Raw genomic sequence first — 14,356 nt, forward strand, 5'->3', positions numbered from 1 at the left:
ATTCAAGGCGCCAACGAGAAGAACTTCAGCGCCTGCGGGGTCACGTGAACATACTGGGCGCCGGCTTGTCCGGCGTCCTTGTTTCTGTAGACCTGCCCGCACACCATGCGGTCGAGGAAATAGCCGCCGAACCGCTCACAGAGCCTGTTTCCCTGCACCTCGACCGTGCCGGTAATATTGGTGTTGGCGCTGCGGTAGGCGGTATTGCCCGCCTTGTCGAAATACTGGACGAACACAGTTCCGTTTTTGTGTTTTCCGCTCCACGTCTTGTCGCTGATCAGGTCGCGTAGGGCGTCCGCGTCCAGTCGATCGACCTCCGAGCCCACGAACCCGAAGGGCCACTCCGGAATCCCGGCCGCGCGCAATCCGCCCAGATGGTGCTCCAGGTCGTCTTCGCGCCAGTAGTCGTAGAGATAGCTGTAGTAGGTAAGGTTGGCGTCCGGAAACAGCTCCAGAAGCTTGCCCTTCTCCTGCTCGGCGCGAACCCGGTCCCCTTCATAGGCATAGGCAGCCGTCAGGTACTCGCGCGAAGGCTCCGCATTCGGCAGCGCATCCCGTGCCGCCTCGATGAGCGGGATTGCGCGCCTGTTGTCCCGCGCCGTGTAAAAGACGATCCCCGCCAGCAGCCGGACGCTCGGCTGCGGCTCGGGATCGAGCCGCAGGGCCTTTTCCATCTCGGCGACCGCCTCGTCGTGGCTTCCCGTATGGGCAAGGATCAGAGCCAGGTTGCCGAAGGCCTCCGCGCTGTTCGGCTGCGCCTCGACCGCGCGGTTTGCCGAATCCCGTGCCTCGGCGGCGCGCCCGTCCACCAGCTGCAACAGGGCGAGAACGGTGTGGGCCCGCGCATTGTCGGGGTCGAGCTTGAGCGCCTGTCCGGCGGCGTCATAGGCGATCTTGCGTGCCACCGCCGCCGACCAGAGGAAGTTATAGTCATTGCGCCAGACGTCGACGGCAACGCGCGCGATGCCAGCATGCGCATCGGCAAAGTTCGGATCGAGGTCGATGGCCTTCTGATAATAGGATAGCGTCCGGCGATAGGTATCCACGTCGCTGTAGGCAGTGCCCTCCTGCTCCGCACGCATGTAGTAATCGTAGGCTTCCAAGTTGTCGCTCGGTATCCGCTCCAGCTGCGTGCGCTCGCCTTCGCTGAGCTGAACCGAAAGCGCAGAGATGATCTTGCCGGTGACGTCGTCCTGAATGGCGAACAGATCGACATATTGGCGGTCGTAGCGCTCAGCCCAGACCGAAAGGCCGCTCAGCGCGTCGATCAGCTTGACGTTGATCCGCAGTCGTGGCCCCGCGCGCTGCAACGTGCCTTCGAGCACGTAGTGCACGCCGAGTTCCGCCGCCACGTCCTGAATCTTGCCCGCACTGTTCTGGATGGCAAATACCGAATGTCTGGCGATGACGAAAAGCCCCGAAACCTTGGATAGCTCGGTAATTAGGTCGTCGGTCAGCCCCTGGGCCAGGTGATCCTGCTCCGTATCGCCACTGACATTGATGAAGGGTAGCACAGCCACCGAAGGCTTGTCCGGCAAAGGATAGGCGAAGCGCTCGACCAGCGTTGGCGTCTGGCCAAGCTCCCATGGCTGTAACCAGTAGGCTGCGGCAGCGGCCAGCAACAGGAAGGCAATGGCAGCCGTAAGGCCGGCAGGTTTCCGCAACAGGCGCTTGAAACGCTTCGGCGCTGCTCTCGCCGAGACCGGGTCGAGCACGACCTGGTAGACGCGGATCGGCTCTACGATGCTCCGCACCTTCTGCATGCCGAGTGACGTATAACCGACGTCGAGTTTGGTTTTCACCTGATCGTAGGTCGTGCCGGAGATCGCGATCCCGCCCGGCTCGGCCAGCGCTTGTATGCGGTCAGCGATATTGACGCCGTCACCCTGAATATCATCGCCTTCGACGATGATATCGCCAAGATTCACACCGATGCGGAAATCGAGGCGCATCGCTCCATCGCCGGATTTCTTTCGCGCCGCCTTCTCGCGCTGTACGTCAATTGCGCAATGCAAAGCATCGACAACGCTGTGAAATTCGACCAGCAGTCCATCGCCCATGGTCTTGACCAGCCGGCCATGATGTTCGGTAATCTTGGGCCGGATAATGTCGTCCATATCCGCCTGGAAGTGGCGACGCGTGCCCTCTTCGTCGATCTGGCTCAAACGGCTGTAACCGGCGACGTCAGCGATCAGAATTGCTGCAAGACGGCGCTCCATGTCATCCCCGCGTCTGCGATGGCCCGCTCGGGTATCTTACCGCAGGTTGATTGGCGAAGCCATTATGCTGTCAGCGGGACGCGGGCCGGCTCACTTGCCGAGCAGTTCGTCGAGCTTTGCCTGCTCCTCCGCCGTCAGGCGGCTGCCGGTCGGCTTGCCGGCCCGCCGCCGCGCAAAGACCGTGAGCGCGACGCCGCCTGCGGCCACCAAGAGCACCGGGGCACCCCACAGCAGGATGGTCCGAAGACTGAGCCTTGGCTTCAGCAGCACGAATTCGCCGTAACGCGAGACGATGTAGTTCAGAACCTCCTCGTCGGTGTCGCCATCGGAGATGCGCTCGCGCACCAGGAGCCTGAGGTCCTTGGCAAGGTCGGCATTGGAATCGTCGATCGACTGGTTCTGGCAGACCATGCAGCGCAGTTCGGCCGACAGTGAGCGGGCGCGGGCTTCGAGCGCCGGATCGGCAAGCACCTCGTCGGGGTTCACGGCGAGGGCGGGAAAAGAGGCGAAGAGTATGAAGAGGGCTACGAGAATGCGAGAGAAAAAGTGCGATGTTCTAGGGACGCGCCGAACCTCTCCTCCCCTCACTCCTGTGCTTGTCACAGGAAATGAGTCTTCTGCGCCCAACGACTTGGGCGCGCTGGATTCCTGTGACAAGCACAGGAATGAGGGAGACAATGAACCTGTCACTCCGCCGCCTCCATGGCCGGTTTTACCGGTTTCGCCTTGCGGCGCGGCGCGCCGACTCGCAGCCGCCGGTCGGAGAGCGATACGAAGCCGCCCACCGCCATCATCAGCGCCCCGCCCCAGATGCAAAGAATGAACGGCTTCCACCAGACGCGGACGACAATGCCGCCGTCATTGGTCGGATCGCCGAGCGACACGTAGAGCTGGCTTGCCCCGAAAGTCAGGATGCCGGCTTCGGTCGTCGGCATCTGGCGGGCAGCATAGACCCGCTTCGACGACCAGGTGCCGGCGACTTCGACACCGCCGCGCCGCACGCTGAAGTGCCCGCGCTCCTCGCTGAAGTTCGGTCCGGTCGCCGGCTGCATGCCGTCGAAATGCAGTGTGTAGCCGCCGGCATCGGCAATCTCGCCGGGTTTCATCTCGAGCACATGCTCGGTCGAAAAGGCCGACACCGCAACGATGCCGAGCACGGTCACGCCAAGTCCGGCGTGCGCCAGCGCCGTGCCGAAGGCCGAGCGCGGCAGACCAGTGAGCCTCTTCCAGGCGACATGGGCCTTAACCTTGCCGATACCGGCGCGATACCAGAGATCGGCAACGGCGCCGAGGACGAGGAACAGCCCGGCCGCCAGCCCAAGCACGGACAGCACCGGGCCGCCGTGCTCGGCATAGAAGAAGGCAAGCGCCGCGACGAAGGCCAGGCCGGCAACCAGATAGAGCCGCTGCAACACGCCCATAAGATCGCCGCGCTTCCAGGAAAGCAGTGGTCCGAAGGGCACGACAAGCAGCAACGGAGCCATCAAGAGCCCGAAGGTCATATTGAAGAACGGCGCGCCGACGGAAATCTTGTCGCCAGTCAAGGTCTCCAGAAGCAGCGGATAGAGCGTTCCGGTCAAGACAGTGCCGCAGGCAACGGTGAGGATGAGGTTGTTCAGCACCAGCGCGCCTTCGCGCGAAATGGGCGCGAAGAGACCGCCCGCGCTCAGACGCGGCGCACGGAACGCAAACAGCGACAGCGCGCCGCCGATGAAGATCATCAGAATGCAGAGAATGAAGACGCCGCGGCTCGGGTCGCTCGCAAAGGCATGAACCGAGGTCAGCACCCCGGAGCGCACCAGGAAGGTGCCCATCAGCGACAACGAGAAGGTGAGGATCGCCAGGAGCACGGTCCAGATCTTTAGCGCCTCGCGCTTCTCCATCACCAGCGCCGAATGCAGGAGCGCCGTTCCGGCAAGCCATGGCATGAAGGAGGCGTTCTCGACCGGGTCCCAGAACCACCAGCCGCCCCAGCCGAGTTCGTAATAAGCCCAGTAGGAGCCCATGGCGATGCCGAGAGTCAGGAAGGTCCAGGCGGCCAGAGTCCAGGGCCGCACCCAGCGCGCCCAGGCGGCATCGATCCGGCCTTCCATCAATGCTGCGACGGCAAAGGAGAAGCACACCGAAAAGCCGACATAGCCGAGATAGAGCAGCGGCGGATGGATGGCGAGTCCGATATCCTGCAGCACCGGATTGAGGTCGCGGCCCTCGGCCGGTGCCGGGTCGAGGCGGGTAAACGGGTTCGAGGTCAAGAGGATGAAGAGGATGAAGGCCGCCGAAATCCAGGCCTGCACCGACAGCACGTTCGCCTTCAGCCTGTCCGGTAGATTGCGGCCGAAGAGCGCCACCAGCGCGCTGAACAGCGCAAGGATCAGTAGCCACAGCATCATCGAGCCTTCGTGATTGCCCCAGACGCCGGAATATTTGTAGATCAGCGGCACCAGCGAATGCGAGTTCTCCCAGACGTTCCTGACGGTAAAGTCGGAGGCGACATGCGCATAGGTTAAAATGCCGAAGGAGAAAGCCACCAGCGCAAAGAGCACGACAGAACCGAGTGGCGCCACATCCATCATCGCCGGATCGAGCCTGCGCGCGCCGATCACCGGCACGACCGAAAGAACGATCGCCGTCGCCAGCGCCAGGACGAGTGCGTAGTGCCCGATCTCGATGATCATTGCGTACCCTCGCCTTCCTGCCCCTTGCTTTCCTGCCAGAAACCCTGCGCCTTCAGCCGATCGGCGACGTCCTTGGGCATGTATTTCTCGTCGTGCTTGGCAAGCACTGTGTCGGCGATGAACTCCCGGCTGCCGACCGCAAACTTGCCTTCGGTCACCACGCCCTGCCCCTCGCGGAACAGGTCGGGCAGGATGCCGGTGTATCTGACCTTCACGGCATCGCCGCTGCCGTCGGTGACGGCAAATTCCACCGTGGAGCCGGCGCCGCGCACGACGCTGCCCTCGCCAACCAGCCCCCCGAGGCGGATGCGCGTCTCGGGTGCGACCGGCGTCCTGGCGAGATCGGCCGGCATGTAGAAATAGGCGACCGACTGGCTGAAGGCGAACATGACGAGCAGCACCGCGGCAAGGATGAAGCCCATGCCGCCGCCGATCACCGCCAGACGCTTCTGCTTGCGCGTCATTCCGTCTCCCCCTCCGCCGCAACGCCGAGCTCGCGTCCCAGCGCAATCAGCTGCCTGCCCTTTTCGCCATCCTCCGGAAACACTGCCAGCCCGCGCTTCAACGCGCTCGCTGCGCGATCCTTATCGTTCAGTACGGCATAGGAGCGAACGAGCCGCATCCAGCCCTCGAAATTATTGGGATCTGCCGCCAGCTTGTGATCTAGGCTTTCCACCATGCCGCGGATCATCTGCTGTTGGTCGCCGGTCCTCATATCCTGGGCTGCCGCGACGTCCTCCTCCGTGGGATTGCCAAGCGCCGTGCCGTCCGCCGCCGGAGCACCACCGTTCTTGGCGATGTGCTCGTTGACGAGCGGCAGCCACGGCGCATCGGCCGGCGATTCCTTTGCTAGCGCCTCGAAGGCTGCCTTGGCCTCGGCCGCCTGCCCCGCCTGCTCGATACTCAGCGCGACGTAGAATTTCGCACGCGGGTTTTCAGGCTCCAGCGTCAGCGACTGCTCGAGCACCTTGCGGGTTTCCTCGGTCACGACACCGTTCGCGCTCGCCATCAGCGTTTCGGCAAGCCCGTCGAGACGGGTCGGGGTCGGCCCAAGCAGCCGGATCGCATTGCGGTACGCCTTCTCCGCATCGGCGATCCGCAACGCATTGTAATAGATAGGCGCCAACACATCCCAGCCCTTGCCGTCCTCCGGATTCGCCGCCAGATGCCGCTCCGCCTTCACGATCAGCACCGCCATATCGTTGCCGGGGTTTTCCAACCGCGCCGCCAACGGCTGCGACGGCAGTTCCGGCCTGCCCATCGCGATGTAAAGACAGAGCCCGAGAACCGGCAGCAGCAGGAGAACGAAGGCCTCGCTGAGGCGGTGGTGCTGTGCAGGTTTGGTTACCGCCTTCGGCTCGGCAGCCGAGACGGCAATCAGCCTGCGGCCGATTTCCGCCCGCGCATAATCCGCCTCGTCGGCCGAAATCAACCCGCCGGCCAGATCGCGGTCGAGTTCGCGCAGCTGATCGCGGTAGACCGCCGCCTCGCCGGCACGGTCGTCCTCGGCCGCCGTCGCGCCGCGCAAAAGCGGATAAAGCAGGAGGGCGGCAACAGCCGCCGTCATCGCGGCCACCAAAATCCAGAACATCATACCGGCCCAAATACTTGAAGCGCGGGGCCATTCCAACTGGCAAAGCCAGAATGACGAAGATTTGAGGCGTTTGGCCGCATTTTAGAAGGAAGTTATGTGCAGAACCGGCCAAATTCAGCCGAGCGGCGACCAGCTTCCGTCGCTGTTGCGGCAGGCCGCGCCGCGCGCGATGGTATCCTTGCTGTCCGCAGTCAGCGTATGCGTGTATTGACGGCAGTTCTGCGAACCAACCTGATAAGGTGCGGCCGCCACAACCTTGCCGCTTACATTGCGTCCGCTCCAGACGACCGGCTGGCCAACGGCCGCGCCTTCGAGCGCCCGATATTCGGCTTCGAGAGCCCGCTGTTTGTCGCTGTCGCTCAGCTGCACGCCGCTGCGGCCGGCAATCCCGCCCTGCAGTGCCGTAATGAACGCCGCCGATGCCGAAGGTTTGCGGGAAAACAGCCCGCCACCACCCTTCGCGGTCGTGCACGACGACAGCGCAACGGCAACAAGAAGCGAGGAAACGATCAGAACATTCGGTCGTAACGTCATTCGGTGAAACCAGCATCGGGGTGTCGAATCGGTGCCGTCAGATGCGCATCGCCCCTTGTCGGCATTAAGGCAAAGCATGCTATGCAATTGCCTATGTCTTTGTGGCATCAAGCAATTGCTCATGCAACATCCTTTGTGACGCCGGGCAAAATCAGCCGCGCCTTGAGGCCGCCCCACTCGCCGCGGGAGAGCTCGAGCCGGCCCTGATACTCGTTGGAGATCTCAGTGACGATCGAAAGCCCGAGGCCCGTTCCCGGCTTGCTTTCGTCCAGTCGCCGCCCGCGCTTGAGCGCCTCGCGGATCTGGTCGGGCTCCAGCCCCGGCCCGTCGTCCTCGACGACAAGCTCCACCCAGTGCCGCCGTGCGCTCGCTTCGGCGCCCTTTACATCTCCTGTCACTTCAGCAGCGCTCAACCGCACCTTCGTCGTGGCAAAGCGCGACGCATTCTCCAAAAGGTTGCCGACGGTCTCTTCCAGATCCTGCTGCTCCATGGCGACCGCGAGATGTGGCGATATGCTGAGCTCGAATTCCTTGTCGACGTTGAGCCGCCGCATCACGCGCACCAGCCGCTCCAGCGCCGGTTCGGCGTCGGTTCTCGCCAGCACGGATTCGCGTTGGGCGGCAATGCGTGCCCGGTTGAGATAGGATTGCACCTGTCCCTGCATCGCTTCCGCCTGACTGCGCACCAGGTCGCCGTGCGGGCGCTCCAGAACCCTTGCCTCGTTGAGCAGGACCGCAATCGGCGTCTTCAGCGAATGCGCCAGATTGCCGACCTGCATCCGCGCGCGCTCGACGATGCGCCGGTTGCTGTCGATGAGCGCATTCACCTCGTTTGCCAGCGGCAGGATTTCTCGCGGGAAATCGCCCTTCAACTGCTCGCTCTCGCCCGCCCGGATGCGCTCCAGCGCCGCGCGGGCTTTGTCGAGCGGCTTCAGGCCATAAAGAATGGCGAGCGCGTTGACGATCAGGCTGCCGACCCCGAAGCCGGCAAGCGCCAGGTAGAGACTGTGGGAGAAGTTGCTGACGTCGCTCTCGACGACCTCGACATTGCCGCTCACCCTGAAACGCGCCGCGCGTCCGTCGGTGTCGAGCACGACTTCGGTTTCGGCCACCTGTACGCGGTTTCCCGTCGCGTCCGTCACCTGGTAGTAGCGCTCGTAGTTCTTGTCGAAGGGCGCTTCCAGCACGGACGGAACGGGGATCGTCGCCGATCCCAGCGACGGCGAAACCAGCGGGGCTGCCGTATAGGTCCCAAGCGGCTCCACCACCCAATACCAGCCGGTCCTCGGCTGGGCGAAGCGCAGGTCGCCAAGCTGCGGGCTGCCGCTCAAGGCGCCCTGGTCGCCGATCGTCACGGAATTGATGACGTTGTAGAGCTGGGCGCGCAGCAGATCCTGGAAGCCGCGTTCGGCGCTGCGGCGGTAAAGCGTGGAAATCAACAGGCCGATCACTACAAGCGCCACGGTCGACCAGACGGTCGTCAGAAGCAGAACGCGTGCGGTGAGCGACTTAATTCGCATTGTTCGGCGCTTGGATGCGGTAGCCGAGACCGCGCACCGTTTCGATCAGGTCCACGCCCATCTTCTTGCGCAGGCGGCCGACGAAAACCTCGATCGTGTTGGAATCGCGATCGAAATCCTGGTCGTACATGTGCTCGACCAGTTCCGAGCGGGAAACCACCTCGCCCATGTGGTGCATCAGATAGGCGAGCAGCCGGTATTCATGCGAAGTGAGCTTCAGCGTCACGCCGTTGACCATCGCCTTGGAGGTCTTGGTGTCGAGCCGCACCGGGCCGCAGATGATCTCGGAGGAGGAATGCCCGGCCGCGCGGCGAATCAGGGCGCGAATGCGCGCCAGCACTTCCTCGACATGGAAAGGCTTTGTCACGTAATCGTCAGCCCCGGCATCGATGCCGGCGACCTTGTCGCTCCAGCGGTCGCGGGCGGTCAGGATTAGAACCGGCATGCCGCGCCCCGCGCCGCGCCATTTTTCGATAACGGTGACGCCGTCCATCTCGGGCAGACCGATGTCGAGGATGATCGCGTCATAAGGCTCGGTGTCACCGAGGAAATGCCCTTCCTCGCCGTCGAAGGCCTGGTCGACGACATAGCCCGCCTCCTTCAGCGTGTCGGCGAGCTGCCGGTTCAGATTGACGTCGTCTTCGACTACCAGAATGCGCATCGGTCCGCTTTCACCTCGACTATATCACTGGTGCTTCATAGGCCGATTCCGCCTACATCGGAACCCTGACGGTCACCTTCCGCGGCCGCTGGCCGTTGCCCTGGACGAGAACGGTGATGATACAGGTGTTACCGGACGGCTGCACGGACAGAAGCTGTCCGCCCGTCTGCTCGACGACCTGCTCGGCCGCCGCGCTGCAATCGCCCGCGACGCGCACGATCAGAGGGCGCGAGTCGTCCGGCGAGGGCGCCGGTGCCGCCAGCCCGGCGGCCAAAGCTACGACGCTCAAGAGAGAGGCCATGTATATGCTTCCAACGTAATTCCAACTTGCTCCGACTATGTACTCACGTGACCTGAATGGCAAATGAATGCACTGTAAAGTCGGGCCTTTAGAACAATTCTGGACTGTATTTTTCCCAAGGCGTTTCGCAGCCGAAAGACGAGAGAGGGACGCCCGGAACCAAGGGCACCCGCCACGGAATTCGCGGCCTTCGGTAGAAGCTGCCCCAGCTTTCGAAGGATTTTTGAAGGCTGCTTCGCGCCTGAAGCGGTCGGCTGGAAACGGCATCCGATCATAGCCAAATCGCCGTCTCTTCCTTGGCGGTTCGGATGATCATCATGGTGAAGAAGCGGGCTACATTGGTCTGATCGCGAAAAAGCCGCTCGCAGAGTGCGTCCAATTCTTCCATGTCGCGCAGACGCACCATCAGAACGACGTCGGTTTCGCCCGTCACGGCATAGGCTTGTGAAACGGCCTCTTCTGAAGCCGCGATTTCCAGGAAGCGGCGCATGTGCTGCTCACCGTGCAACTTCAGCTCGACGGTAATCAGCGCCTTGATCCTGCGGTCGGCCTTGGTGGGATTGAGGATTGCTACAGTTCTGTCAATGAAACCTGATTTGCGCAGCCGCTGCACACGGCGCAGACAACTGGAGGGCGACAGGCCTACTTCCTCGGCCATGTCGACATTGGTGCGCGATGCGTCGCGCTGCATCAGGTTCAAAAGCTTCCGGTCGATCCGATCCATGTTCTCATCTCATCCATCAGTCACGTCTTTGCAATAAAATTGCACGGATCTGCAATCTTTGACCACAAATTCGAAACAGCCAAGGGTAGCAGATTGAGGCAACCGCTATGGAGGTCTCGCATGCCGTTCTTAATGCCCATCTTACGCACAACCCGAGAAACCCTCGAGATTTACTGGGTGCTTGTCCGCGTCATGGTTCCCATCACGCTTCTGACGGAACTGCTGGCGAGAATGGGCGTGATCAAGGCCGTGGCGCCTGCATTTGCGCCCGTCATGCACCTGATTGGCCTGCCGCCGGAGCTCGGGCTGGCGTGGCTGACAGGAATGCTTGTCGGTATATGGGGCGCGATCCCGCTGATTTTCGCGCTGATTACCGCATCCTCGCTGAGCGTGGCGGACGTCACCGTGTTCTCGGCGCTCATCCTCTTCGCGCATGGCCTGCCGACCGAGCAGAAGATCATCCAGCAAGCTGGACCGGGGATGATTGTGACGACGCTGCTGCGCATCTTGGGCGGCCTGCTCTACGCCTTCCTCCTCCATCATGTCCTCGTGGCCACGGGGTGGCTGTCGGCTTCGGTCAACCCGACCTGGATCCCAATGAGTGCCGCGGTCAGTTGGGCTGCATACTTCTGGGCTCTTGCCGAGACCATGATGTGGATGCTGGCAATCCTTGTCCTTCTGTCGTGGAGCCTCGAACTCATTCGGATAATCGGGCTATTAGACTTGATGATGAAAGCCCTATCGCCCTTGTTGCGCCTTGCCGGCATCCGTGGCGAAGCAGAGCATCTCACCGCTGTCGGCTTGTTCCTGGGTATTTCCTACGGTGCCGGTCTTCTGATCCGCGAGGCGCGATCGGGCGCAGTATCGCCGCGCCAGGTCTTTCTCTCGTGCGTGTTCATGGGCTTCGCCCACAGCGTGATCGAGGACACGATCCTGGTGATCTCGCTCGGCGCGGATGTCTACGGCGTTCTCTTAGGTCGTGTCGCTTTTGCCATAGTGGCAACCGCAGTGATTGCCGCTCTGCTTCGCCGCCTTTCCGATGAGACATTTTTCGCGCAAGTTTTCCGACCGCCGCACGCGCAGCCAGAAGGCGGATAAGCTATCATCTGCAAAGACCGCTTCGGCCGGAAAGCTGCCACTTGCTACCGAACGCCTGAAATTCCCTCAGCGAAAGGCCTGCCGGATCGCCAAGGTCGCCGTCAGCCTGCCATGGACCGCCAGCAGGCCGCCGATGGCTCCCGCGATATTCACGATCGGCTGAAATGTCGAAGCCCGTCGTATGCAGCCAGCGGGGAGAAGATGTCCGAAGGACAGATGAGGGGGATGCAGAGCGAAAGCGACGCGTGCCCTTGAGCGAAGAGCGAAAGGCGGCCTATGCCGCCAAGCCCCCTCATCCGGCATGCTGGCACCTTCTCGCCGATGGGGAAAAGAGGATATGCCGCCCACTCTAACACGGCCAGCAAGCCAGCGTGGGGCACGTCCCTCGCCCGTTTTAACGGGGAAGGGTTAAGGTGCGGGGCAAACGATCGGCCATCACAGTGCCCTCATGGTGAGGAGGCCCGCAGGGGCGGTCTCGAACCATCAATCGCAAATCAGCCGAACGGCTTTCTCACCGCTGTTTCGACATCATAATCCGCCGCAATCCGCATTCCCCGGACCGGCCGCACCAGGTCGATCGAGCGCTGGTAGTCCGGATGCGCCTTGTAAGCCGCAAGTGCCGCTTCGTCGTCGAATTCGCCGTAGACCACTAGGTCGACATCGGTGCCGAACTGGTCGGTTTTCACATTGGTACCGATTTCCAGCAGCCGCGCATGCGGTATCGCCGTCAGCACCGAAAGCCCGGCGCGCACCTTTTCCACGTTTTCCGCGCTGGCGGTGAAGAAAACGATATGGCGGATCACCGGGGCACTCCTTGACTCAGTCTCGACAAAGCCGTGCGATAGCACGCACGATCCACCCCTTCAACCGCTGCCAGACGCCCGGCGCGGCCTCGCGGCGCAAAGCCGCATGGAAGGCCTTGCCGTAAGCGGCGAGCTTTTCCGCCCGGTCCGTGCCGTTGACGATGCGCCGCGCGTTCATCCAGTCTTCCTTTTCGGCGTTCAGGTGATCGGCCAGCCTGTGCCCGGTGAAACTGCCCGCCACCATTCCTTCGATCAGGATCGTCACGGCGGCCGGCATCTCCATCGCCCGGTCCGGCTCGGCGACGAGATCGATGCCGGTCACCCTGCTCATCGCCTCGTAATTGCGCTTGTGGGTGAGCTGCACTAGGCCACGCCCCAGCCAGCATTTTCCATCCTCGTCCGGTTTCCAGTAGACTGTCTTTACCCAGGAAAGCCTGCCCGCCGCATAGGCGCGGTCGAGAATCTCGATCGCCCTTGCATCGCTGTCGGCCAGCGTCTCGCGCACCGGCTGCATCGTGAAGGCCGTCTCGTGGAAAGCCGTCGCCATTATATAGGCGAGCCAGCGCCAATCCGCCTCCGGCATGCGCGCCTCGAAGTAGTCGAAAATCGCCGCCGTGCCCTCGACTTGGCTGTCTGAAAGGGTGCCTTTGAACAGGCTTTGCCGCACGGTGTCGAAGAAGAATGTCCGGTCGATGTGGATAACCATGGAATTCGTCCTGGTCCTAATCGATTAAAATAATTTCAATCGTTTAAAGCACTTAAGCCCCTGATTTACACCGCATTTGGCCTATGTCATGCGTTATCTGTCGAAGCTCGCCGAAGGACAGGAGACCGAATGCAAACGCCCGCCAACAGCCAGCCCACCATTCCCCAGCACCTCGTCGACCAGATGGAAAACGAGTGGCGCCAGATCCGCCCGGAGCGCGAAACGCCGCGCCCGGCGCCGCAGCCGCCCAAGCAGCGATAAACCCGTAAAACACAAAAGGCGAGACGGCGGATCGTTCAAATCCCCCGCACCTTCGGTTCGCCGCCGCCGTCGAAGATCAGCGCCGTCAGCGCCCAGACGAGCGCGTCCACCTGCGCCACCACGCCGTTCGGCCAGACGCAACTTTGCCGCCGCCTCGTCTCCGCCACCTTGCGGAGCTCGACGAAGGCGGAAAACTGCACCCGCATCTCCACGTCATCTGGTTCAGCATGATGCGTAGCTTCTCACCGAGCACCGCTCCGCGCCTGCTCCTCGCTCTAGCCCCCCCGACAACCTCGCCCGCTGAGCCCACCCTCACCGATACCCGGTAGCATCCGCCTCTTTCCCCGCCTCCATCACCTCGTCCATATACCGCCAGCAGTCCGGCCGCGAGCCGTCCAGATCGTTGAAACCATAGATCTTCGCGAGCCCGCCGCTCGACAGCGATTGGCCGTTCCAGCGGGCGCGGTCCGGGTCGGCGGCAAGGGCTGCGACGGCGCGGCCGGTGAAGCGCGGGGTTTCGGAGATGACGAAATGCGGCTGCATCTTCGCCGCCTCCCACCAGTTCTCCTCGCGCACCTGATAGGCATCCAGCATCATTTCCGAGCGCATCCAGCCGGGCGTCAGCGCAACGGCCATCGCGCCATGTGGCGCAAGGTCCTTGGCATGCGCCCAGGCCATGCGGATCACGCCGGTCTTCACCAGGTCGTAATAGGGGTTCAGCCGGTAATGCGCGGCGTTGTATTCCGCGGTTCCGTCGGTCAGCTCCACCAGCAAGCCGCCCGGCCGCTCGATCATCAGCGGCAGCGCGTAATGGGCGGTGATGAGATGGGTGTCGATCGCCAGCCGTAGCATGTGCAGCCCCTTCTCCAGCGAATGCTCCCAGACCGACTTGTTCCATTCCGTCAGCTTCTCTCCGCCCCAGATGTCGTTGACGAGAATGTCGAGCCGTCCTTCCTCGCGGCGGATGCGCGCTACCAGCGCCTCGACCTCGCCGGCCTCCAGATGATCGACGCGCGCAGCAATGCCCCTGCCGCCGGCGGCCGTTACCATTTCCGCCGTTTCCTCGATCGTCTCGGGCCTGCCGTACTCCGATTGCCGCTCCCGGGTCGTGCGGCCGGTCACGTAGACGGTCGCGCCCGCCGCGCCAATCTCCACGGCAATCCCGCGTCCAGCGCCGCGCGTGCCGCCGGCAACGAGTGCCACCTTTCCCTTGAGGTCTGCTGCCACTGTCCCGTCCTCTACGCTAGAAAAGCTTCCGCG

Annotated in this window: 16 protein-coding genes; 2 read left to right on the plus strand and 14 right to left on the minus strand. The window is 62.7% G+C overall.

Annotated features, from left to right (window positions below):
- Positions 1-2 precede the first annotated feature (2 nt).
- The 10 genes from ACZ9BX_RS09715 to ACZ9BX_RS09760 all read right to left on the minus strand — a co-directional run bounded on the left by ACZ9BX_RS09715 (position 3) and on the right by ACZ9BX_RS09760 (position 10,228).
- Positions 3-2,219: an adenylate/guanylate cyclase domain-containing protein gene (locus ACZ9BX_RS09715; protein WP_476217458.1), complete on the minus strand. Its 2,217-nt coding sequence runs from the start codon at positions 2,217-2,219 to the stop codon at positions 3-5.
- Between the two features lie 90 nt (positions 2,220-2,309).
- Positions 2,310-2,753, minus strand: coding sequence for a cytochrome c-type biogenesis protein (locus ACZ9BX_RS09720; protein WP_425376379.1), 444 nt, complete (start codon positions 2,751-2,753; stop codon positions 2,310-2,312).
- Between the two features lie 152 nt (positions 2,754-2,905).
- Positions 2,906-4,894, minus strand: coding sequence for a heme lyase CcmF/NrfE family subunit (locus ACZ9BX_RS09725; RefSeq protein WP_476217459.1), 1,989 nt, complete (start codon positions 4,892-4,894; stop codon positions 2,906-2,908).
- Entirely contained in the window at positions 4,891-5,358 is a 468-nt protein-coding gene (gene ccmE, locus ACZ9BX_RS09730) for a cytochrome c maturation protein CcmE (protein WP_476217461.1), read from the minus strand. The genes ACZ9BX_RS09725 and ccmE overlap by 4 nt, the downstream gene beginning before the upstream one ends.
- The gene (ccmI, locus tag ACZ9BX_RS09735; RefSeq protein ID WP_476217463.1) at positions 5,355-6,488 is read right to left on the minus strand and encodes a c-type cytochrome biogenesis protein CcmI; all 1,134 of its coding nucleotides are present in this window, start codon (positions 6,486-6,488) and stop codon (positions 5,355-5,357) included. Before ccmI ends, ccmE begins: the two co-directional genes overlap by 4 nt.
- A 114-nt stretch (positions 6,489-6,602) precedes the next feature.
- Positions 6,603-7,022 carry a hypothetical protein gene (locus ACZ9BX_RS09740; protein ID WP_132559963.1) on the minus strand — a complete coding sequence of 140 codons (420 nt, stop codon included), beginning with the start codon at positions 7,020-7,022 and terminating at the stop codon, positions 6,603-6,605.
- Between the two features lie 119 nt (positions 7,023-7,141).
- Positions 7,142-8,542: a sensor histidine kinase gene (locus ACZ9BX_RS09745; RefSeq protein WP_087002503.1), complete on the minus strand. Its 1,401-nt coding sequence runs from the start codon at positions 8,540-8,542 to the stop codon at positions 7,142-7,144.
- Positions 8,532-9,203: a response regulator transcription factor gene (locus ACZ9BX_RS09750; RefSeq protein WP_087002505.1), complete on the minus strand. Its 672-nt coding sequence runs from the start codon at positions 9,201-9,203 to the stop codon at positions 8,532-8,534. Before ACZ9BX_RS09750 ends, ACZ9BX_RS09745 begins: the two co-directional genes overlap by 11 nt.
- 52 nt (positions 9,204-9,255) lie before the next feature.
- A complete protein-coding gene (locus ACZ9BX_RS09755) occupies positions 9,256-9,504 on the minus strand; it encodes a hypothetical protein (RefSeq protein WP_027507507.1) in 249 nt (82 codons plus the stop codon).
- 271 nt (positions 9,505-9,775) lie between these two features.
- Positions 9,776-10,228 (minus strand): Lrp/AsnC family transcriptional regulator, encoded by a 453-nt coding sequence (locus tag ACZ9BX_RS09760; protein ID WP_027507508.1) that lies wholly within the window; start codon positions 10,226-10,228, stop codon positions 9,776-9,778.
- A gap of 120 nt (positions 10,229-10,348) precedes the next feature.
- Between ACZ9BX_RS09760 and ACZ9BX_RS09765 the strand changes: the two genes are divergently transcribed.
- Positions 10,349-11,326, plus strand: a complete 978-nt coding sequence (locus tag ACZ9BX_RS09765) for a nucleoside recognition domain-containing protein (protein ID WP_476217468.1) — start codon at positions 10,349-10,351, stop codon at positions 11,324-11,326.
- A gap of 494 nt (positions 11,327-11,820) precedes the next feature.
- Here ACZ9BX_RS09765 and ACZ9BX_RS09770 read toward each other — a convergent pair whose 3' ends face one another.
- Positions 11,821-12,129, minus strand: a complete 309-nt coding sequence (locus ACZ9BX_RS09770; protein ID WP_476217470.1) for a Dabb family protein — start codon at positions 12,127-12,129, stop codon at positions 11,821-11,823.
- Positions 12,130-12,145: 16 nt separating this feature from the next.
- Positions 12,146-12,835, minus strand: a complete 690-nt coding sequence (locus ACZ9BX_RS09775) for a hypothetical protein (protein ID WP_476217472.1) — start codon at positions 12,833-12,835, stop codon at positions 12,146-12,148.
- A 129-nt stretch (positions 12,836-12,964) separates the two neighbouring features.
- Here ACZ9BX_RS09775 and ACZ9BX_RS09780 point away from each other — a divergent pair, with 129 nt between their 5' ends.
- Positions 12,965-13,096 carry a hypothetical protein gene (locus ACZ9BX_RS09780; RefSeq protein ID WP_260307838.1) on the plus strand — a complete coding sequence of 44 codons (132 nt, stop codon included), beginning with the start codon at positions 12,965-12,967 and terminating at the stop codon, positions 13,094-13,096.
- Positions 13,097-13,131: 35 nt separating this feature from the next.
- On the opposite strand, the gene ACZ9BX_RS09785 is transcribed toward ACZ9BX_RS09780, so the two are convergent.
- Together ACZ9BX_RS09785 and ACZ9BX_RS09790 are read right to left on the minus strand one after the other, a co-directional pair.
- Positions 13,132-13,296, minus strand: coding sequence for a hypothetical protein (locus tag ACZ9BX_RS09785; RefSeq protein WP_476217475.1), 165 nt, complete (start codon positions 13,294-13,296; stop codon positions 13,132-13,134).
- A 112-nt stretch (positions 13,297-13,408) separates the two neighbouring features.
- Positions 13,409-14,323 carry an SDR family oxidoreductase gene (locus tag ACZ9BX_RS09790; protein ID WP_476217477.1) on the minus strand — a complete coding sequence of 305 codons (915 nt, stop codon included), beginning with the start codon at positions 14,321-14,323 and terminating at the stop codon, positions 13,409-13,411.
- Positions 14,324-14,356: the final 33 nt, after the last annotated feature.

It is taken from the genome of Rhizobium sp. USDA 3886, assembly GCF_056279785.1.